Source organism: Mesorhizobium sp. WSM4308 (genome assembly GCF_002294905.1).
Taxonomy (GTDB): Bacteria; Pseudomonadota; Alphaproteobacteria; order Rhizobiales; family Rhizobiaceae; genus Mesorhizobium.
This window is the reverse complement of sequence record NZ_NSFW01000002.1, coordinates 453,299-472,983: the sequence shown is the minus strand read 5'-3', so window position 1 is coordinate 472,983 and position 19,685 is coordinate 453,299. Positions and strand designations below refer to the sequence as shown.

Genomic DNA, 19,685 nt, shown 5'->3' with positions numbered 1-19,685 from the left:
GGCGCAGGTCTGTCGCAGCGTTCAGGCCGCGACAGCATCCTTGAGCGCCTTGGCGAGATCGGTCTTTTCCCAGGAGAAAGACCCGTCGCGGCCGGCCTTGCGGCCGAAATGGCCGTAGGACGACGTCTTGGCATAGATCGGCTTGTTGAGGTCGAGGTGGCGGCGGATGCCCGACGGTGACAGGTCCATCACCGTGCGCAGCGCATCCTCGAGCTTCGCCTCGTCGACCTTGCCGGTGCCGTGCAGGTCGACATAGACCGACAGAGGCTGGGCGACGCCGATGGCGTAGGAAAGCTGGATGGTGCAGCGGTCGGCAAGCTTCGCCGCCACGACATTCTTGGCGAGATAGCGCGCTGCATAGGCTGCCGAACGGTCGACCTTGGTCGTGTCCTTGCCCGAGAAGGCGCCGCCGCCATGCGGTGCCGCGCCACCATAAGTGTCGACGATGATCTTGCGGCCGGTGAGGCCGGCGTCACCGTCCGGGCCGCCGATGACGAACTTGCCGGTCGGGTTGATGTACCACATGCAATCGTCGGCGATCTTGAGCTCACCAAGCGCCTCGCGGATGTAGGGTTCGACGACCTTGCGGACCTTCTTGGAGTCCCACGTCGCGTCGAGATGCTGGGTCGACAGCACGATCTGCGTTGCCTCGGCGGCCTTGCCGTCGACGTAGCGGACGGTGACCTGGCTCTTGGCGTCCGGGCCGAGCTTGCCGGCCTCGCCGTTGTTTTGGTGGCGGGCGGCGGCCAGCAGTTCGAGGATCTTGTGGCTATAGTAGATCGGCGCCGGCATCAGGTCCGGCGTCTCGCGGCAGGCATAGCCGAACATGATGCCCTGATCGCCCGCACCTTCCTCGCCTTGGCGGTCGGCGGCGTTGTCGACGCCCTGGCCGATGTCGGGCGACTGGCCGTGCAGGAGAACCTCGATCTTGGCCGTCTTCCAGTGGAAACCGGCCTGCTCGTAGCCGATCTCGCGGATCGCCTTGCGGGCGACGGATTTGAATTTTGCCGGATTCACCACCGGGTGGCCCGCGGCGTCCTTGAGGATGTTGCCAGCCTTGTCCTTCTTCAGCAGCGTCTCGGGAACGCGCACTTCGCCGGCGATGACGACGCGGTTGGTGGTCGCGAGCGTCTCGCAGGCGACACGGACTTTCCATGGGTCCATGCCGGTCTTTTTGGCCTCACGGTAGACCAGATCGACAATCTCGTCGGAGATCCGGTCACAGACTTTGTCGGGATGGCCCTCGGCAACGGATTCCGAGGTAAAGAAGTAGTTCTGCCGCGTCACGGGTGTCCCCTCTTGAAAAACGATCGGCAGGCTGCCGATTTTGGCGCGCCACGTGTTAGCGGGGCAAAGCGTCGCTCGTCAAGCGTTGCCGCCATGCTGGCACGACTGTCGATGTCGATATCTTGTGCCACCGGCGGCGAATGCCGCCGGTTCGAGGTGCATCGAGGGTCAGTCGAGATCTTCGGCGGCGAGCGACTTCACTAGGTCGATGATCCTGCGGCGGACCTTGACGTCGGCGATCTTGACGAAGGCCCGGTTGAGCTGAAGGCCTTCGGGACTGCCGCAGAATTCGACGGCGAAAGCCATCGACGCATCCTCGGAAAAGCCGCGGCCGGCCGCCGCCTCCTGGCCCGGCGCATCCTCGAAGAAGAAGGCGACGGGCACGCCGAGTATCGAGGCTATCGCCTGCAGCCGGCTGGCGCCGACGCGGTTGGTGCCCTTTTCATATTTCTGGATCTGTTGAAATGTGATGCCGAGATTTTCGCCCAGCTTTTCCTGGCTCATTCCGAGCATGTTGCGGCGAAGCCGGATGCGGCTTCCAACGTGAATGTCTATGGGATTGGGTTTCTTCTTGTTTTCTTCTGTCATTTTTTCCTCGCCGAATTTTTTCGGCTTTGTGATTTTTTCCCGCCCAAAAAAAGCCGGAGGCGACTGCCCCAACAGACCGATCCACCGACTTCGAGAAATTTTCAGGCGATACAGTATGAGTTTCTAATGTGTCGGCTGTCAATTCACCCGTAGCCTTTGCCTTACGCTCAACAGCGCCCCCCCGAGCGCAAACAGCAACATGATCAGCATTCCGTTAATGCGCCTCTGGCCCGAGGAAATGACTGTCTGTCCGGCAATCGGCACTTTCACATCGATGGCTCCGCGCGCGTCGATGGCCAGTGCATCGACGATGCGTCCGTGTGGATCGACGACGGCCGAGATGCCGTTGTTGGCAGCACGCAGCAAGGGCAATCCGTTCTCCACCGCGCGAATCTGGGCCTGCCTGAAATGCTGATACGGTCCCGGTGTGTCCCCGAACCAGGCATCATTGGTAACGTTCACAATAAGCTGTGCTGACGCAGCGTCAACTGCCACAAGATCGGGAAAGATCACCTCGTAACAGATAAAAGGCAGGGCACGGATGCCGCCCGGCAGTGTGATGGCGTGGCGCTCGTTGCCGGCAGCGAACGTCACCGGTCCGGCGACAAGCTGCGCGATGCCGAAACGGTTGAGCAGGTCGCCGAAAGGCAGGTACTCGCCGAACGGCACCAGATGGACCTTGTCGACGGCATCGACGATTTCGCCCCTGTCGTTGATCGCCACCACGGAATTGTAATAGCGGCTGTCAGTGCTGGCCGCCGAGCCGCCTTCCTCGCGAACGACGCCGGCGATCAGCATCTGGCCATCGGCCAGCATGTCGCCCAGCGCCGTCAACGCGTCGGGGCGCTCGGTGAAGAGGAACGGCACCGAGGTTTCCGGCCAAAGAATGAGCTGTGGCTTGGCGTGACCGGGGTCCGGCGCCTTGGCGGACAGGCCGAGCAAGGTGGCGAAGATACGGTCGCGCACCGAGGCATCCCATTTTTCACTGAGGTCGACGGCCGGTTGGACAATGCGGACATCGAGGCTGCGCTCCGCCGGTTTTTCAGGAGCGGCAAGCCGGATGTAGCCGAAACCGACATGGGCCGATGCAAGCAGGCCGAACAGCGCCGCACCCAGGCGCAGATGCCGGCGCGCCGCGAGCAGCGCCGGCAATGAAAAGAGGAACACGGCAAGCACGTTCATGCCGATCATGCCGGTCACCGACACGCTCTGCATGAGGAGAGGCACCGGCATTGCTGCGTAGCCTATGGCATTCCAGGGGAAACCGGTGAACAGGAAGCCGCGCAGCCACTCCATCAGCCCGAAGCCGAAGGCAAGGGCGGCGATGCGGCCGATATCGCTGCTCCACAGAAGCCGGGCGACCATCGTCGCGAAGCCGTAGAAAAAGGCGAGCGCGAAGGGAATGCCGACCACGGCGAAGGGCAGCGCCCAGGCAAAGTCGTCTGCCTCGACCAGCAACGCCGAGCCGATCCACCAGAGGCCGGCGAGGAAATAGCCGAAGCCGAACCACCAGCCGACGGCGAAGGCCGGCCGCAAGCGTCTGAAAAGGCTGCCTGAAGCTTCGCCGGTCGCGCCGTCGAGCAGCCAGACCAGCAGCGGAAACGAGATGAAGCAGGCAGCGAAGAAATCATAGGGCGCCTGGCCAAGCACCGCCAGCGCCCCGGCAAGAAAGGCCAGGAGCGCACGCCGCCAACCCCAAAGCAGAATTATCCGGCCGGTCAGGCGCTCCATGCATACTTCCGAGTCGCGCGAATCAGGACGCAAGATTTATCAGGCCGCGGCCCGCGCTCCAAACGCCTGCCTGTCAGCCGCGATGATCCGATCGCGCTCTGGAGGGCGTCGCGTTGAAACGGATTCATGCGACGCGCTTTAGAGCTTTGTTTTTATGCATGTCGTTCTCCCAAACCGAGGTCACTTTTGGGGCGACATGCATTACCGGTGCCAGCCGTCGATGCGCAGGCCGCTCAGCCGCTCGGCCTCTTCGCGGGAAACGCAACGGATGGGCTGGGTGAAGGTCCAGACATGGCCCTCGCGATCGCGAGCCCGATACTGGCGTTCGCCGTAGAACTGGTCCGTCGGCTCCTGGATTATGTCGGCGCCGGCCGCCCGCGCCTTCTCGCAATGCGCCTCCAGGCCATCCCTGAGCCTGACATAGACCGACTGCGTGTTCTTGCCCGAGACCGAAGCCGGGCTCGCGACATAATCGCTCCATTCGGAATCGACGATGATGTAGCAGTCGCCGAACCGCATCTCGGCGTGGACGAGGTTGCCGTCGGCATCGCTCACCACCATGCTGCGCTCGAAGCCGAAAGCCGCTTCGAGCCACGCCAGCGCTGCGCGCGGATCTCTGTAGAAGACACCGGAACCCAGACTTGAATGCTTGAACGGGTCGTCCACCGTCATCTGCAGCGGAAACTCAAGCCTGTTCGGTGCGGGCCGTGGCGCGGCGACGGCGTTCGCCCTTCTGGCTTTGCACGATGCGCACGCGCTTGACGCGGCGCGGATCGGCATCGAGGACATGGAACTCGAAGCCCGGAATGGCCTGCACCACCTCGCCGCGCGCCGGCACGCGGCCGAGCGTGTTGAAGATCATGCCGCCGATGGTGTCGACATATTCGCCATGTTCGCCGGCGGCGAAATCCTCGCCGATCATCTTGGCGACCTCGTCGATCTCGGCCTTGCCGTCGACGATGAACACGCCGTCTCCGGCCTGGGTGATCATCGGCTCGTCGTCGTCATGCTCGTCCTCGATGTCGCCGACGACCATTTCGACAATGTCCTCGAGCGAGACAAGCCCGTCCGTGCCGCCATACTCATCGATGACCAGCGCCATCTGCGTGCGCGTTGTCTGCATCCGGCCCATCAGGTCGGAAGCAAGCATCGAGGGCGGCACGAACAGAACCTGGCGGATCAGATTGAGCTCGCCGATGGTGCGCGCGAGGTCGACCTGGGCAAGATCGAGTTGCGTGGCGACGGGCGTCTTCCTGGTCGTGCGCCCCTTCTTGACGCGCGCGAGCTTGGTGATGTGGGCCAGCACGTCGCGGATATGGACCATGCCGCGCGGGTCATCGAGCGTCTCGGAATAGACCGGCATGCGGGAATGGCCGGATTGTTCGAAGGTGCCCAGGAGATCGCCGAGTGTCGTGGTGATCTCGACCGCCTCGATATCGGCGCGCGGCACCATGACATCCTCGACGCGCACTTCACGCAGGCGCAGGATGTTGTTGAGCATGGCGCGCTCGCCGGGCGAGAAGGCACCGGCATCGCTCGCCGTCTCGGCCAGAGCGTCGGCGATTTCCTCGCGCAGGCTGGTGCCATTACGTTGCCTGAACAGGCCCAAAACACGATCGAACAGGGAGGGTCCGGCAGGCGAAGGCTCGCTGGCTGCACTGCCGGCGCTGGCAGCACCAGAGGTAACGGTACTCGGACTTGATCCCTCTTCCGACGTATCGGAAGCCTTGGGCGCACTGCCGGCGTCAGGGCGGGCGGCAGTCTCTGGTTTGTCGTTCATCGTCGTCCGGTCAATTGTCAGATGTAGTTACGCGTAGGGATCGGGAATGGCAAGCCTTGCGAGCGCTGCGCGTTCGATGGCCTCCATCTCCTCAGCCTCGGCGTCGGTCTCGTGATCATGGCCCAGCAAATGCAGCAGGCCGTGGATGACGAGATGGGTGATATGGTTCTGCACTGGCTTGTCTTCCAGTGCCGCCTCGCGAGAAACCGTCTCGGCGGCGAGCACGATATCGCCCAGCATCGGCGGCAGCGGGCCGCCTTGTACAAACGGAAAAGCCGGGAAAGACAAGACGTTGGTGGGCTTGTCCTTACCCCGCCATTCGGCATTGAGCGTACGTATATGAGCGTCGTCGGAAAAAACGACGCTGAGTTCGGAACGGCCAGTCACGCCGGTCTCGGTGAAAGCAGCGCCAACCGCACGATCGACCAGCCGTGTCAGGCTTGCCTCATCGGGCCAATCACCCGCTTCGACCGATATATCGATGTCGACGGGAGGCTCCCCGTCGCCGGATAAATTGTCCTCAGGCATGAAGCGGCATCGTCAAAAATCAATTCTCGGCGCCGAGGCCGCGCGCCAGCTTGGCGTCGCGGTCATAGGCCCTGACGATTTCCGCCACCAGCGGATGGCGAACGACATCGACATCGTTGAAACGCACGGTGACCGCGCCGGCCACGCCGTCGAGGACGCGCAAGGCTTCGACCAGGCCCGATTTCGTGCTCGGGGGAAGGTCTATCTGGGTGGGATCGCCGGTGACGATCATGCGCGAATTCTCGCCGAGACGGGTCAGGAACATCTTCATCTGCATCGGCGTGGTGTTCTGCGCCTCGTCGAGGATGACCGCGGCATGCGCCAGCGTGCGGCCGCGCATGAAGGCGAGCGGCGCGATTTCAATGACTTCGGCGGCAATGGCGCGCTCGACCTTGTCGGCCGGCATCATATCGTAGAGGGCGTCATAGAGCGGCCGCAGATAGGGATCGACCTTCTCCTTCATGTCGCCGGGCAGAAAGCCCAGCCGCTCGCCGGCCTCGACGGCCGGCCGCGACAGGATGATGCGCTCGACCATGCCGCGCTCGAGCAGCATCGCCGCATGCGCAACCGCCAGATAGGTCTTGCCGGTGCCTGCCGGACCGATGCCGAACACCAGTTCCGACCGCTCCAGGGCCCGCATATAGGCGTCCTGGTTCAGCGAACGGGCATAGATGGTCTTCTTGCGGGTGGAGATCTGGGCAGCGGAGACCTTGCCCTTGCGCTCCAGCGTCGGCAGGGTCAGTTGATCGTCGGCGGCGACCGCCATGCGCACGGCGCCGTCAACGTCGGACTGGCCGATATCGACGCCCTTCTGCAGAATGCCATAGAGATTGTCCAAGGCACGGCGCGCCTGTTCAGCGGCCGAAGCCGACCCCTTGATGGTCAGCTGGTTGCCGCGCGAACGGATGTCGACGCCGAGCTTCTGCTCGAGCCGGGCGAGGTTCTCGTCGAACTGACCGTAAAGGGCGCTGGCAAGCTTGTTGTTGTCGAAAGTCAGAACGATGTGCGCCATGTCAGAAGCCCCAGATGCCGGTACCGGGGGCAGGTTCTTCAGCTCTGCTGCGCTCAACCGTCTCTCCTCATCTGCCGAGACCATCAGGCCAATTCGGCGAACAGGCTATTGTAGCCCGTCTTCGTGATTCGCACCTGGATAATGTCACCGATTTCGCCGGCCTTTTCATCAACAATAACCGGCTGCAGCCAAGGTGAGCGGCCGACCTTCTGGCCGGCCTGCCGGCCGGGCTTCTCGATCAGCGTGTCGATGGTGCTGCCGACCAGGCTGGAACCGAAGTCCTGCTGTTGCTTCAACAGCAGTGCCTGCAGCCGCTGCAAGCGCTCGTCCTTGACTGTTTCGGGCACATGATCGGCCATTTCGGCGCCCGGCGTGCCGGGGCGCGGCGAATATTTGAACGAAAAGGCCGAGGCGTAGTTCACCTGACGCACCAGGTCCATCGTCGCCTCGAAATCGGCCTCCGTCTCGCCGGGGAAGCCGACGATGAAGTCACCGGACAAAGCGATATCGGGACGTGCGGCACGGATGCGATCGAGCAGGGCCAGATAATCCCTGGCCGTATGCCTGCGGTTCATCGCCTTGAGGATGCGGTCGGACCCCGATTGCACCGGCAGATGCAGATAAGGCATCAGCGACGGCAGGTCGCGGTGGGCTGATATGAGCTCGTCATCCATGTCGCGCGGGTGGCTCGTGGTGTAGCGCAGCCGCGCCAGTCCAGGAATTTCGGCCAGCCGGAACAGCAGGCGGCCAAGGCCCCATTCCTCGCCGTTCGCGCCCTGGCCGTGCCAGGCATTGACGTTCTGGCCGAGCAGCGTCACCTCGCGCACGCCAGCCTCCGCCAGCCGCTCGGCCTCGGCGACGATCTGCGCCACCGGTCGCGACACTTCCGAGCCCCTTGTATAGGGCACGACGCAGAAGGTGCAGAACTTGTCGCAGCCTTCCTGCACGGTGAGGAAGGCGGTGACGCCGCGCTTGATGACCTCGGCGCGCTTGGGCTGCGGCAGATGGTCGAACTTGTCTTCGATGGCGTAGTCGGTCTCGACGATCTTCTCGCCGCCGCGCACCCTCGCCAGCACGTCGGGCAGACGGTGATAGGTCTGCGGCCCGATGACAAGGTCGACGGCCGGCGAGCGCCTGATGATCTCGGCACCCTCGGCCTGCGCCACGCAGCCGGCGACGCCGATCAGCATCTCGCGGCCGGCAATGGCGCGCTCCGCCTTCATGTCGCGGATGCGGCCGAGCTCGGAATAGACCTTCTCCGCCGCTTTCTCCCTGATGTGGCAGGTATTGAGCAGCACCAGGTCGGCCTCGTCGATGGCATCGGTCGCGGTGTAGCCGTCGGCGGCCAGCGCATCGCCCATGCGCTGTGAATCATAGACGTTCATCTGGCAGCCATAGGTCTTGATGAAGACCTTCTTCGCTGCCTTGGCGCGCACTGCCGGCTGTCCGGCCACACTGCCGATGTCGTCGCTTTCAATCGTGTTCAAGTCCATCCGGCGGCTTCTAACGCCTTTCCGTGACAAAAAACAGACGATTCTCGGCGTGCACGCGCAGGCGCAGGATCCAGGCTAGCGGCTCGGGCGCGGATCGGCGAGTGCCGCCTGCATCATCCCGCGCACCTGGCTTTCCATCAGCCTGGCCGTTTCCTTGCGGTTCGAGCCCTTGGCAAAGGCGACCGGTTCGCCGAAATGCACTTCCACGTCGAGCGCGCCCTCCGCCATCAGCACCTTGAGGTGCGGCATCAGATCCTCGTCGCCGATCCAGGCCGAGATCGGCCGATGGCGGCGGCCGAGCGGCACGCCGTGCAGGCGCGTATAGGCGATCGCCACCGGCTGGATGAACACCTGCTCGGCCGCGCCCTCCGAAAGCGCCATCGAGGCCGCACCGAACAGCGTGCTCTTGAACGGCAGGACGGCATTGCCGTCGCCGGTCGACCCCTCGGCAAACAGCACCATGGCATCGCCCTTGGCCATGCGACTGGCGATCTCGCTTGCCTGGTCGCCGGAAGAACGCTTGCGTTCGCGCTCGATGAAGACGGTTCGCTGCAGTTTCGACAGCATGCCGATCAGCGGCCAGCCTTCCATATCGGCCCTGGCGATGAACTTCACATCGGCAAAGGACCCAAGCACCATGATGTCGGTCCACGAGATGTGGTTGGAGGCCACCAGCAAGGGGCGCTTGTCGGACAGCGTTCCCTTGACATGGACGCGCATGCCGAGCGCCCTGAGGATCAGCCGGTGCCAGATCTTGAGAATGACGGTTTCCGGCCACCAGCCGGTCTTCATCGACAGGATCTGCAATGGCACCAGGACCAGCGAGCCGGCGACGACAAGGCCCAAGGCCAGGAAAATCCTGATTTTTCCGATCATGCTGTCCTGGCCCTACCCGACCTCTGGCTAGCGAAGATCGCGGCGCATGACAAGCGCGCCGGTCGGCCCGCGATCGGGCGACTTGTAGTAGTCCGGGCGCTTGCCGACTTCGCGGAAGCCCAAACGACGGTAGAGGGCAATGGCGGCGACATTGGTCTCGTCGACCTCGAGGAACAGCGCTTCGGCGCGCTGTGCGTGCAGTTCGCGCAGCACCGCATCCATCAATTGCCAGCCCAGTCCCTGGCGGCGGTGCGATCGCGCCACCGCGACCGTCAGGATCTCGCCCTCGCCGGCGGCCAGGCGGGCGAGCACAAAGCCGACGGGCGGCTTGGCCCCCTGCCCGGTCTCGCGCGCGGCGTAACCGAACACGGTGTCCTGCTCGAGCAGGGCGGCGAACTCGCCATCGGTCCACGGACGGACAAAGTCCTCGCGATGCAGCACCGAGACCGCGGGGCTGTCGGTGATCCTGAGCGGCTCGAGAGCATAGTCCCGGCGGCGCGGCTGCAGAAAAGGTATGCGCATCAATTTTGTTGCCTCGAAAGAATAAATCCGGCTTGCGGCTTTGCATCCGCGCCGCGCAGGTAAAGTGGTTTCGGCCTTTCGCCCTCGCCTTTGGCGGCGGCCAGACGGGCGTAGGTGAGAACATCAGCGGTCGCCGTCTGAGGCCCGATATCGGAACGCCGGCCCACCGATTCGGCGATCTGCACTGCCGCAGTTCCGGCAAGCGCCGCAGAGGTCTCCCTCGCCAAGGCACTGACCTCCGGCAGCGTGGTCACTGCTGGACCGTAAGTCAAAACTAACGCTCTATCGTACAGTGCTGCATGGATTTCCTCGCGACCGGCATCCAGCGCCGCCAGCACGGCGCGGCCGGGAAATGCCAGTGCGGCCTCGGCGGCCAAAGCTTCGAGCGTCGTCACGCCGATCGCCGGGATTTTCAGCGCCAGCGCCAGGCCACGCGCCGTGGAGACACCGACGCGCAGGCCGGTGAAGGAACCGGGGCCGACGGAAACGGCAATGGCGCCAAGGCCGGGGTAGTCGGTTGCGGCGGCCTTCAGCGCCTCGGCGATGACGGCCATCAGGTGCTCGGCATGGCCCTTGCCGAGATCGAGCACCGCACGGCCAAGCTCTCGCCCGGCCGCCGCGTCGTAGACGCAGGCGGCGCAGAGGCTGGCGGCACAGTCGATGGCAAGCACTTTCATGAAACGACCGGTTCCGAGAAACACTTCCCTGTGCCCGCCAGGGCGCGCCACCGCAAGCATAATTTGTTAAGCGGCTTCGGTTCCGCCAGCGCGCTGTCAGACCTGTTCGATGCGCAGCATGTGGTTGTCCCAGACATAGTCCGGCTCTGACCGTGTCGCGCCGCTGCCCTCGATAATCTCGCCGGCGCCGGTGGTGGCCATGAAGCCCGATCCGTCCGGCGCCAGGCCACAGACCTCGACCAGCGCGCTGGACGAGACGACCCGGCCGCTGGCCGCGTCGATCACGACAAGCGAATTGCCTTCCGGCGACGAGACGGCGACGGTGCCGGCGGTCGCGTTGGTGGCGACCGAGCCGATATAGTTGCGGAAGCCGGACAGCACGTCCTGCGGCATGTCGAGAAGCTGCAACTCCTTGCCGCGCACGGCGCGGCCGACCAGCAGCGGACGATCGGTGCCCGGCCCCCGGTACTGGCAGCCAAACCAGACGGTGCCGGACGGGTCGGTATCCATGTGGCGGATCGACAGCTGGTGCAGGGAAGCCGGCAATTCATGCCTTTCGATCAGGTCGCCGGTGACGCGGTCGATGAGCACGTAGGACGGCTTCATGGTAGCGATGTTGAGCTCGGCGCGGCCATAATCGGGATGGGTCTCGATGCCGCCATTGGCGACCGCAATCGTCCGGCCGTCGCCCATGAGCAGGAGTTCGTGCGGGCCCACGCCAAAGGTCGGGAATTCGCCGATGCGACTGAATTTCGCGCGTGCATCGTAGACGCCGACGACGCCGGCCGCATTGTCGAAATCGTTCTCGGTGGCATAGAGCAGGGCGCCGTCGGGCGAGAACACGCCATGGCCGAAGAAATGCCTGCCGGCGATGCTGGCGATGGTCTGCGGCGCCTCACGGCCCGAATGATCGAAAACGACGGCGAAGGTACCGGGCTGGCGGGCGAAGACCACCGAGCGCTTCGACAGGGGATCAAAAGCGACGTCGTGGCCGCGATCGGGCAGGTCGATCGCATGCAGCACCTTGCCGGCCTCGGACAGCACGGCGGCGCCAAAACCGCCGTCGCGCTTGAGGAAAGCGGTGGCGAAGACGGCGTCGACAGCAAGCGTCTTCGCCCAGGCCGACGGCGCCATCGCGGCAGCGAAGCCGATGCCCGCAACCCTCAGGAAATCCCGGCGATCGATGAGCGGCGTGCGCATGCTCAGTCCCCATCCAATGACGAAAACCCGGCGGTCAGGCCGAATTCGGCGGTCAGCCGGGTGCCGATCAGGGTCGACAGGCTGGAGGTGATCAGCGCGAAATGCTCGAGCTTTTCGCGCAGCGCGGGGTCGGCGAGCGTCTTGTCGATCGGACCCTGGATCGATTTCGCGGTGGCGACGCCGTTGACCAGCTGGATGTGGATGGACTCCGCCATCCAGCGTGCATCGGGCGGTAGCGCATCGCCAAGTTTCGAGGCCTGGAACAGCGCGTCGACGCCGGCGAGATTTCCGGCCAGCGCATTGGCGGTGTTTTGCGAGCGCCAGTAGATTGCCTGTTTCGGCTTGTCCGAATCCGGCTTGCCGCCAAGGAAACCTTTCAGGCGGACATCCCTGACCATCTCCAGCTCGTTGATGAAAACGCCGACCAGTTCGGTGACCGCTTCGTTGCCGTCGCGGTAGAGCGCGTTCTGCGGTCCCGGATTGGCCCAAAGCGCGGCAAAGCCGTCCGGCTTGTTCCAGGCCGCGCTGACGTCACCGGCCATGGTTTCGATATTGCCGGCAACCGCCGCGCCATAGGCGCAGCGATAGGGATCGTCCTTGCCCGCCAGCGCGTCGGCGCCGTCGCCGAAAAGCACGAACTCCAGCGCGCCGAGCCCCTGCATGGCGACGCTCTTGCCGGCCAGTTGTTTCGGATCGGTCGCCGTCGAATCCTTGTCCGCCAGCGCCGCCTGCACCTGTTTCAGGCCTATGCTCTTGCGATCCGGCCAGTAGAGGATGCGCTCCAGCCGATTGTTCTCCTTGATCGGGCCGAAACCGATGATTTCGGCCGACGACCAGGCATAGACCGTGGCCGAGAATTCGGCCCGCACCGCATCCAGCTCCCCTTGCGAGGGCGCTTCACAGAGCTTGTGCATCGCATGCGTCAACGCCTCCGCATGCTGGTGCAGATCGGCATAGGCCGGACGGACAAAGCCGTCGATTGCCCGCTGGATGATGTCGGAGGCTTTCACCGCCGCCGAGGCCGGGAAAACACCGAGCAGAGCCAGCGGAAGAACGAGAACCAGTGCAGAGCGCTTCAGCATCACAGTGACTCCAGGAATTTGACCAGCGCATCGCGCTCGGCCGCGTTGGCGGCGGCAAAGCGGTCGCGCGCCTTCCGCGCCTCGCCACCATGCCACAGGATCGCCTCGGTCAGGCTGCGCGCGCGGCCATCATGCAGAAAGAAGGAATTGCCGTTGACGGTTTCGGTGAGGCCGATGCCCCACAGCGGCGGCGTGCGCCATTCGCTTCCCGTCGCATCGCCCACCGCCTGGCCGTCGGCCAGGTCGGGTCCCATGTCGTGCAGCAGGAAATCGGAATAGGGCCAGATCAGCTGGAAGGCCTGCGCCTTGTTGGGCGCATCGCGACGAGTGACGAATTTCGGTGTGTGGCAGGCAACGCAGCCGATCTCGTAAAAGAGCTTCTTGCCGGCGAGCGCGCCAGGCGCGGCGAGATCGCGCCGCGCCGGCACCGCCAGGTTCTGCGAATAGAAGGTGACGAGAGCCATCACTGGCGGCGGCGCCTCGACCGGACCGAGGCGCGCCTGCACGCCATTCGGCATGGCCAGGCATTTTGCCTGTGCGGCGTTGCAATCGCCCCAGTGCTTTGGTTGTTCCGGCGTCGAGATGCCGATGTCGCCGGCGAAGGCGTCCGCCGCCTGCTGGCGGATCGTCGCGGTCTGTGCCTTCCAGCCGAAACGGCCAAGCGTCAGTTCGCCACTCAGCCCGTCACGCACGATGTTCGGCTTGCCGGAGATGCCATCATTGTCGCGGTCTTCCGGATCGGCATGAGCAAGAATGTCAGCCGGCGCGATCTGCTCGATCAGGCCAAGGCCGATCATCGGCGGCGTCAGGCGCGGCGACAGCGTGGTACGCGGATCAAGCGGCCCATAAGCGAGATCGGTGACGGAGTAGCTGGGCTTGCGCAGGGAAACCGCCGTGCCGTCCGCCAGCGTCACCTGCCGTTCCTGATAATCGACGCGCATCCGGCCTTCGCCGCGCAAGCCGGGCACGGCCAGCTCCTGCAACTGCGTCCCATAGACCGGGTCAGGGAAATTGGGCAGATCGCGGTCGGCAATGGCCGACTTTTCGTCGGCGCTGCTGGCGTCGCGCGCCAGCCGCAGGAACATCGAGGTGGTGCCGATATCGCCTTGCGGCGGGCGACCGCGGCCGTCCTTCAGATGGCAGTTCTGGCAGGCGCGTTCGTTGAACAGAGGACCCAGCCCGTCCGACGCCTGCGTCGAAGATGGCGACGACACCCAGTTCTTGCGGAACAGGGCGTCGCCGAGCTTGAAAGTGCCCTGTTGCTCGAAGCTGATGTTGGCCGAGGATTGCGAGAAGGCGTCGCGGCTGACGTCTTTCTCAGACGTGCCGGCGCCGCCTTGCATCAGTTCGAACGGCTCGGGTTTGGAGAAATCCGTGGTCAACCTGGTGACGGCGGTGACGCGCGCCTGATCCTTGGCATTGAGGTCGCTGCGCGTCGTGGCGAGTCCGGCCGGCTGAAGCTCGCCGGCAATCGCGGGCGATGTCAGCGCCAACACGAGAATGGTGCAGCGCCGACGAGCCAGTCCGGCTGGTCTCTTCAGGTGAAACGGCGAGCCATCGGCCCGCCGCAAGCGGCGGGATAATTCTAGCAGGCGCCGCATTCCCGCATGCCTTTACTCCGCCTCGTTGGCCGAGTCGGCGTTGAGCTGGCCGTACTTCTCCTCGCCGATCGAGGCGAGCAGGTCGAGCTGCGTCTCGAGGAAGTCGATGTGACCTTCCTCGTCAGCCAGCAGATCCTCAAACAGTTTCATCGTCACGTAGTCGCCCACCTCATGGCAGATTTCGCGCGAACGCTTGTAGGCCGTGCGCGCGTCATATTCGCCGGCAAGATCGGATTCGAGCACTTCCTTGACATTCTGCCCGATGCGCAGCGGCGCCACGGACTGCAGGTTCGGATGGCCTTCAAGGAAGATGATCCGGGCGATGAGCCTGTCGGCGTGGTGCATCTCCTCGATCGATTCCGCCCGCTCCTTCTTGGCCAGCTTCGTGTACCCCCAATCCTCCAGCAGACGGAAATGCACCCAATATTGATTGACGGCTCCAAGCTCCAGGAAAAGCGCCTCGTTAAGCCGCTCGATGATCAGACTTTCGCCCTTCATGGGTTCTGCTCCCGTATTGGACGCGCAGGCCTCTGACGCGATCCAGGTGTGAAACGACATCGGCGCCGCTCGCCTCCGAGCGGGCGTGGTAATTTTCGGTAACCCGAATGATCGTTTCGACCACATTTGGGAAACAGCCGCAACAGCGGCCACGCTTTTGCATCGCGTGATAGACCTTGGCCGGCACGATGAGTTGCCAGGGGTCCAGGTCCAGCAGCCCGATGATCGTCTGCTCGATCTCCTTCTCGGTGATGACATTGCAATGGCAGATCAGCATTTACAGGGCTCGGATGGCTGACGGCGCCTCCCGCGCCGTGTGGCTTGTTCTGGTCCCGGAGCCCATTTCGAAGCCGATTATCAGCTTCCGACCGGGCTCCAGGTTTCGGCGCTTACTTGAACACCTTGTCGGGTGCGTCGAGGCTGTCGGAGCCTTCGAAGGCGATGGCGTTGAGTTTCAGCGAGCCGACGGCACGCTCGATCGATTTGGTCTGATCGATCAGGGCGTCGATCGCCGCCTGCACGGTGGCGTTGCCCGCAGCGTTACCCTCGGCGATCTGCTGGTCATAGGCCTCGCCGGCCTCGGCCCGCGCCTTGATCGCCTCCATCTTGGCGACGGTGACGTCGAGCTTGTCAGACAGCTCCTTGTCGATCGCAGGATCGGCCGCCTTGACCATGTCATGCACCGAAGGTCCGGAAACGACGGTGCCGTCGAGGCGCGTGTAGCTGGCCAGGTAGGCGGCGCGGATGCCTATCGCATCATAGAGGTGGGAATTGTAGGTGTTGTCGGAGAAGCAGTCTTGCTCCTCCTCGGGATCATGCAGCATCAAGCCGAGTTTCATGCGTTCACCGGCCAGTTCGCCGTAGGACAGCGAGCCCATGCCGGTGAAGATGACCGAGATCGCCGTGTTCGGCTCGCCATCGGCGAGGTTCTTGCGTGCGGCCCCGTCTGCCTTCCAGTCGTTGACCATCTTCTGCAGGTCCGAAACCAGAAGGGTGGTGGCGGACTTCAGATATTCGGCACGGCGGTCACAATTGCCGCCGGTGCAGTTCTTGAGGTCGTAGTCGGTGTAAGGGCGCTCGCCGGCGCCCGGGCCGGTGCCGTGCAGGTCCTGGCCCCAGAGCAGGAATTCGATGGCGTGATAGCCGGTGGCGACATTGGCCTCGACGCCGCCGGCTTGCTGCAGCGTGCCGGAGAGGAATTCCGGCGAAAGCTTCGAGGCATCGACCTTCTTGCCGTTGATCTCGATTTCCTTGTTGGCGATCACATTGGCCGTATAGAGCGAATTCGTGTCCGATTCCGTGCCGTAGCTCTTGGCGACATAGTCGATCAGGCCTTCGTCCAGCGGCCAGGAATTCACCTCGCCTTCCCAGTCGTCGACGATCTTGTTGCCGAAGCGGTAGACCTCGGTCTGCTGGTAGGGAACGCGCGATGCCTTCCAGGCGGCGCGGGCGGCATTGAGCGTTTCCGCCGACGGGTTGGCCAGCAGCGCATCGACCGCCTCGTCGAGAGCCTGCGCCGTGGTCAACGAATCCTCATATTTGGCAAGCGCGATGTCGGAATAGGTCCTGATGACCGCTTTCGCGTCGGTTTCCGCCTTGGCAGGCAGCACGAACACCGCCGCCGTCAGCAGCGCCGTGGCACCAATCGCCGCCAGCCTGCCGCCATATCGTGCTGTCATCATCACTCTCCAGTTTCTCGGAAATTCCATAAGCGGCGCGCGCGGCGACCGGCGCGGGGCCACGTCGTTGCCAAAAGCGCCAAGACTTGCCGCGCCATTGCGCGGTTCAGGGAAGAAAGACACCAAAATGCCTCCAATCGAACGGGTTCAAGGCCCAGACATCAAAGGGATGCGCCAATACGCAGGGTCCCATAAAGCTTCGACGCCGATGGAAGTCAACGAAAATCTGCGGGAAAAGCCAATTGAAACAATAGTTTAGAATTATTCTAAACTACAGAAGTCAACTTTACACCTCGGCTGCGCCGGCTTCGCTGTCGAACTGTACGATTGACAGCCGCCGTTCCGGGTGCGACCCGCAAACGCTCTCTTGCGGCGGCGCCAGACAATTGCCACCTGCCGAGAGATCCTAGGATCGAATCAGGATTTGGGACGCGATGAAGAACGGCGTGGTCATTGTCGGTGCGGGTCATGCGGGCGTGCAAGCGGCCGCCAGTCTGCGCGAGGACGGCTATGACGGGCCGGTGATCCTCATCAGTGACGAGAACGAACTGCCCTACCATAAGCCGCCGCTGTCGAAGACCTTCATCAAGGATGCCGAGGCCAAGCCGCAACCGCTTCGGGGTGAGGCCTTCTATACCGGCAGCGCCATCGACTACCGGTCGGACGTGCGGATCGAGCGCATCGATGTCGGCGGCCGCAGCCTGGAGATATCAGGCGGCGGCATGCTTGCCTTCGACCATCTGATCCTGGCGACCGGGTCGCGCCCGCGCCTCCTGCCGCTGCCAGGCGCTGATCTGGCCGGCGTCTTGTCGCTGCGCTCGCTGGCCGATGCACGGCGGATCCGCGACCTGAGCGCACGGAGCGAAGATGTCGTCATCCTCGGTGGCGGCTTCATCGGGCTGGAGATCGCCGCGACGCTGCGCGCGGCCGGCCGCACGGTGACGGTGGTGGAAGCGGTGGACCGGCTGCTTGGCCGCGCCGTGGCGCCGGTGGTGGCGAGCCATGTCCGGCAAAGGCTGGAAGCGACCGGCGTGCGCATCCTGACTGGCACCTCGATTTCAAGCCTCGAAGGCGAAAACGGCCATGTCGTCGCCGCGATCACCTCGTCAGGCGAAAGGCTGCCGGCGCGCATGGTCATCGTCGGCATCGGCGCCGTGCCCAATGTCGAACTGGCGCAGGACGCCGGCCTTGCCATCGCCAACGGCATCCGTGTCGATCACCAGATGCGCAGTTCGGTGCCAGAAATCCTGGCCATCGGCGACGTCGCCTCCTACCGGCACTGGTTCACCGGCGGCGATGTGCGGCTGGAATCGGTGCAGAACGCCACCGACCAGGCCCGCCTCGCGGCGCGCACGATCACCGGTCACGCGGATGCCTATTCGGCGGTGCCATGGTTCTGGTCCGATATTGGCGACATGAAGCTGCAGATGGTCGGACTGACCGCCGGCGGCGACAGCCAAGTCGTGCTGGGCGAACTGCCCGACAACAAGTTCTCGATCTACCATTATGCCGGCGACCGGTTGCTCGGCATCGAATCCGTCAACCGCCCCGGCGACCACATGCTTGGCCGCAAGATGCTCGGCGCCGGCTTCTCGCCGACGCCGGAGACCGTGGCAATGGGTCCCGAAGGGTTGAAGGCGGCTCTGGCTGCCTTTCAGCAGGATGAGCCGGCAAGAGCTGCGGGATAGCCGCGCTTACCCTCCCCTTGTGGGGAGGGGTCGCTGCGAAGCAGCGGGGTGGGGGTCGGCGCAATGCCCCCACCCGGACCTGCGGTCTGACCTCCCCACCAGAGGGAGGTAAGGTGGTTCAGGCAGCGCAGACTTCACGGATCGAGCTCTCCAGTATGTCGAGCGCCTCGTTCATGACCTCATCCTGGATGGTGATCGGCGCGAGGAAACGGATGACGTTGCCGTAGACGCCGCAGGTCAGCAGGATCAGGCCCTTGTCGAGCGCCTTCAGCCGGATGGCGTTGGCGATCTCGGCCGACGGCAGGCCCTTCTTGACGTCGTTGAACTCGACCGCGTTCATGAAGCCGAGGCCTCTTATATCGACGATCTCGGGCACGTCGTCGCGGATCGACTGCAGGCGCTGCTTCAGCCGCGCGCCCAGCGTGTTGGCACGGTCGCACAGCTTTTCGTCCTCGATCACATCAAGCACGGCATGCGCGGCCGCAACGCCGATCGGGCTGCCGCCATAGGTGCCGCCGAGGCCGCCGGGGCCGGGCGCATCCATGATCTCGGCGCGGCCGGTGACGGCCGACAGCGGGAAGCCGCCGGCCAGGCTCTTGGCCATTGTGGTGATGTCGGCCGCGACGTCGTGGTGATCCATCGCGAACATCTTGCCGGTGCGGGCAAAGCCGGTCTGCACCTCGTCGGCGATCAAAAGCATGCCGTGCTGGTCGCAGAGCTTGCGCAGCGCGGTCAGGAATTCGCGCGGCGCCTCGTAGAAACCGCCCTCGCCCTGAACCGGCTCGACAATGATGGCGGCGACGCGGGCCGGATCGACATCGGCCTTGAACAACCGGTCGAGTGCGGCAAGCGAATCGGCAACCGACACGCCGTGCAGCGGCACCGGGAACGGCGCGTGATAGACGTCGCCCGGCATGGCGCCGAAGCCGACCTTGTAGGGCACGACCTTGCCGGTCAGCGCCATGCCCATGAAGGTGCGACCATGGAAGCCGCCGGCGAAGGCGATGACGGCCGGGCGTCCGGTGGCATTGCGGGCGATCTTGATTGCGTTCTCGACCGCCTCGGCGCCGGTGGTGACGAAGATGGTCTTCTTGTCGAACTTGCCGGGCAGCATTGCGTTCAGCCGCTCGGCCAGCCTGACATAGCTTTCATAGGGCACGACCTGATGGCAGGTGTGGGTGAATCGGTCGAGCTGCGCCTTGACCGCTTCGATCACCCTGGGATGGCGGTGGCCGGTGTTGACGACGGCGATGCCAGAGGAAAAGTCGATATAGCGACGGCCTTCGACATCCCAGATTTCCGAATTTTCGGCCCGGTCGGCATAGATTTGCGTTGTCATGCCGACGCCGCGCGAGATCGACTGGTTTTTGCGTTCGGAAATGGCTGAATTCTTCATGATATCCCTCATCGGGCCGGCGCCCGTCCTCGTTGATCAGGTGTCTT

At 64.1% G+C, this 19,685-nt stretch carries 19 protein-coding genes; 1 reads left to right on the top strand and 18 read right to left on the bottom strand.

What is annotated here, in order from left to right; translation table 11 throughout:
* Window positions 1-21 precede the first annotated feature (21 nt).
* The 17 genes from metK to CK227_RS05005 form a co-directional block, all read right to left on the bottom strand.
* A complete protein-coding gene (gene metK / locus CK227_RS05085) occupies window positions 22-1,287 on the bottom strand; it encodes a methionine adenosyltransferase (RefSeq protein WP_095771821.1) in 1,266 nt (421 codons plus the stop codon).
* Window positions 1,288-1,455: 168 nt separating this feature from the next.
* Window positions 1,456-1,875 carry a helix-turn-helix transcriptional regulator gene (locus tag CK227_RS05080; RefSeq protein WP_095771968.1) on the bottom strand — a complete coding sequence of 140 codons (420 nt, stop codon included), beginning with the start codon at window positions 1,873-1,875 and terminating at the stop codon, window positions 1,456-1,458.
* Between the two features lie 138 nt (window positions 1,876-2,013).
* Entirely contained in the window at window positions 2,014-3,606 is a 1,593-nt protein-coding gene (gene lnt, locus CK227_RS05075; protein WP_095771820.1) for an apolipoprotein N-acyltransferase, read from the bottom strand.
* Window positions 3,607-3,807: 201 nt separating this feature from the next.
* On the bottom strand, window positions 3,808-4,278 hold the full coding sequence (locus CK227_RS05070; protein WP_095771819.1) for a VOC family protein: 471 nt from the start codon (window positions 4,276-4,278) through the stop codon (window positions 3,808-3,810).
* A 13-nt stretch (window positions 4,279-4,291) separates the two neighbouring features.
* Entirely contained in the window at window positions 4,292-5,386 is a 1,095-nt protein-coding gene (locus CK227_RS05065) for a hemolysin family protein (RefSeq protein WP_095771818.1), read from the bottom strand.
* Between the two features lie 27 nt (window positions 5,387-5,413).
* Entirely contained in the window at window positions 5,414-5,914 is a 501-nt protein-coding gene (gene ybeY, locus CK227_RS05060) for an rRNA maturation RNase YbeY (RefSeq protein ID WP_095771817.1), read from the bottom strand.
* 19 nt (window positions 5,915-5,933) lie between these two features.
* Window positions 5,934-6,926 carry a PhoH family protein gene (locus tag CK227_RS05055; protein ID WP_245318074.1) on the bottom strand — a complete coding sequence of 331 codons (993 nt, stop codon included), beginning with the start codon at window positions 6,924-6,926 and terminating at the stop codon, window positions 5,934-5,936.
* Window positions 6,927-7,009: 83 nt separating this feature from the next.
* Window positions 7,010-8,419, bottom strand: a complete 1,410-nt coding sequence (miaB, locus tag CK227_RS05050; protein WP_095771815.1) for a tRNA (N6-isopentenyl adenosine(37)-C2)-methylthiotransferase MiaB — start codon at window positions 8,417-8,419, stop codon at window positions 7,010-7,012.
* A gap of 75 nt (window positions 8,420-8,494) precedes the next feature.
* Window positions 8,495-9,295 carry a 1-acyl-sn-glycerol-3-phosphate acyltransferase gene (locus CK227_RS05045; protein ID WP_095771814.1) on the bottom strand — a complete coding sequence of 267 codons (801 nt, stop codon included), beginning with the start codon at window positions 9,293-9,295 and terminating at the stop codon, window positions 8,495-8,497.
* 27 nt (window positions 9,296-9,322) lie between these two features.
* Window positions 9,323-9,817, bottom strand: coding sequence for a ribosomal protein S18-alanine N-acetyltransferase (gene rimI / locus CK227_RS05040; RefSeq protein WP_010913305.1), 495 nt, complete (start codon window positions 9,815-9,817; stop codon window positions 9,323-9,325).
* Window positions 9,817-10,494, bottom strand: coding sequence for a tRNA (adenosine(37)-N6)-threonylcarbamoyltransferase complex dimerization subunit type 1 TsaB (gene tsaB / locus CK227_RS05035; protein ID WP_095771813.1), 678 nt, complete (start codon window positions 10,492-10,494; stop codon window positions 9,817-9,819). The genes rimI and tsaB overlap by 1 nt, the downstream gene beginning before the upstream one ends.
* A 96-nt stretch (window positions 10,495-10,590) precedes the next feature.
* The gene (locus CK227_RS05030; protein WP_095771812.1) at window positions 10,591-11,694 is read right to left on the bottom strand and encodes a DUF1513 domain-containing protein; all 1,104 of its coding nucleotides are present in this window, start codon (window positions 11,692-11,694) and stop codon (window positions 10,591-10,593) included.
* Window positions 11,695-11,696: 2 nt separating this feature from the next.
* On the bottom strand, window positions 11,697-12,776 hold the full coding sequence (locus tag CK227_RS05025; protein WP_095771811.1) for an imelysin family protein: 1,080 nt from the start codon (window positions 12,774-12,776) through the stop codon (window positions 11,697-11,699).
* Window positions 12,776-14,377 carry a di-heme oxidoredictase family protein gene (locus CK227_RS05020; RefSeq protein ID WP_095771810.1) on the bottom strand — a complete coding sequence of 534 codons (1,602 nt, stop codon included), beginning with the start codon at window positions 14,375-14,377 and terminating at the stop codon, window positions 12,776-12,778. Before CK227_RS05020 ends, CK227_RS05025 begins: the two co-directional genes overlap by 1 nt.
* Before the next feature lie 12 nt (window positions 14,378-14,389).
* Window positions 14,390-14,875, bottom strand: coding sequence for a bacterioferritin (gene bfr / locus CK227_RS05015; RefSeq protein ID WP_019863056.1), 486 nt, complete (start codon window positions 14,873-14,875; stop codon window positions 14,390-14,392).
* On the bottom strand, window positions 14,841-15,152 hold the full coding sequence (locus tag CK227_RS05010) for a (2Fe-2S)-binding protein (RefSeq protein WP_095771809.1): 312 nt from the start codon (window positions 15,150-15,152) through the stop codon (window positions 14,841-14,843). The genes bfr and CK227_RS05010 overlap by 35 nt, the downstream gene beginning before the upstream one ends.
* Window positions 15,153-15,264: 112 nt before the next feature.
* Window positions 15,265-16,554, bottom strand: coding sequence for an imelysin family protein (locus tag CK227_RS05005; protein ID WP_095771967.1), 1,290 nt, complete (start codon window positions 16,552-16,554; stop codon window positions 15,265-15,267).
* 434 nt (window positions 16,555-16,988) lie between these two features.
* Here CK227_RS05005 and CK227_RS05000 point away from each other — a divergent pair, with 434 nt between their 5' ends.
* Window positions 16,989-18,242: an FAD-dependent oxidoreductase gene (locus tag CK227_RS05000; RefSeq protein WP_095771808.1), complete on the top strand. Its 1,254-nt coding sequence runs from the start codon at window positions 16,989-16,991 to the stop codon at window positions 18,240-18,242.
* Between the two features lie 118 nt (window positions 18,243-18,360).
* On the opposite strand, the gene CK227_RS04995 is transcribed toward CK227_RS05000, so the two are convergent.
* Window positions 18,361-19,638 carry a 4-aminobutyrate--2-oxoglutarate transaminase gene (locus tag CK227_RS04995; protein ID WP_095771966.1) on the bottom strand — a complete coding sequence of 426 codons (1,278 nt, stop codon included), beginning with the start codon at window positions 19,636-19,638 and terminating at the stop codon, window positions 18,361-18,363.
* Window positions 19,639-19,685: the final 47 nt, after the last annotated feature.

Coding starts and splice junctions, on each gene's coding strand:
- CK227_RS05020 (WP_095771810.1), bottom strand. CDS start 14,377: ATGCGGCGCCTGCTAGAATTATCCCGCCGCTTGCGGCGGGCCGATGGC.
- CK227_RS05005 (WP_095771967.1), bottom strand. CDS start 16,554: ATGACAGCACGATATGGCGGCAGGCTGGCGGCGATTGGTGCCACGGCG.
- CK227_RS05070 (WP_095771819.1), bottom strand. CDS start 4,278: ATGACGGTGGACGACCCGTTCAAGCATTCAAGTCTGGGTTCCGGTGTC.
- CK227_RS05045 (WP_095771814.1), bottom strand. CDS start 9,295: ATGATCGGAAAAATCAGGATTTTCCTGGCCTTGGGCCTTGTCGTCGCC.
- lnt (WP_095771820.1), bottom strand. CDS start 3,606: ATGGAGCGCCTGACCGGCCGGATAATTCTGCTTTGGGGTTGGCGGCGT.
- CK227_RS05065 (WP_095771818.1), bottom strand. CDS start 5,386: ATGAACGACAAACCAGAGACTGCCGCCCGCCCTGACGCCGGCAGTGCG.
- CK227_RS05080 (WP_095771968.1), bottom strand. CDS start 1,875: ATGACAGAAGAAAACAAGAAGAAACCCAATCCCATAGACATTCACGTT.
- CK227_RS05010 (WP_095771809.1), bottom strand. CDS start 15,152: ATGCTGATCTGCCATTGCAATGTCATCACCGAGAAGGAGATCGAGCAG.
- CK227_RS04995 (WP_095771966.1), bottom strand. CDS start 19,638: ATGAAGAATTCAGCCATTTCCGAACGCAAAAACCAGTCGATCTCGCGC.
- rimI (WP_010913305.1), bottom strand. CDS start 9,817: ATGCGCATACCTTTTCTGCAGCCGCGCCGCCGGGACTATGCTCTCGAG.
- CK227_RS05055 (WP_245318074.1), bottom strand. CDS start 6,926: ATGGCGCACATCGTTCTGACTTTCGACAACAACAAGCTTGCCAGCGCC.
- CK227_RS05000 (WP_095771808.1), top strand. CDS start 16,989: ATGAAGAACGGCGTGGTCATTGTCGGTGCGGGTCATGCGGGCGTGCAA.
- ybeY (WP_095771817.1), bottom strand. CDS start 5,914: ATGCCTGAGGACAATTTATCCGGCGACGGGGAGCCTCCCGTCGACATC.
- tsaB (WP_095771813.1), bottom strand. CDS start 10,494: ATGAAAGTGCTTGCCATCGACTGTGCCGCCAGCCTCTGCGCCGCCTGC.
- CK227_RS05025 (WP_095771811.1), bottom strand. CDS start 12,776: ATGCTGAAGCGCTCTGCACTGGTTCTCGTTCTTCCGCTGGCTCTGCTC.
- CK227_RS05030 (WP_095771812.1), bottom strand. CDS start 11,694: ATGCGCACGCCGCTCATCGATCGCCGGGATTTCCTGAGGGTTGCGGGC.
- miaB (WP_095771815.1), bottom strand. CDS start 8,419: ATGGACTTGAACACGATTGAAAGCGACGACATCGGCAGTGTGGCCGGA.
- bfr (WP_019863056.1), bottom strand. CDS start 14,875: ATGAAGGGCGAAAGTCTGATCATCGAGCGGCTTAACGAGGCGCTTTTC.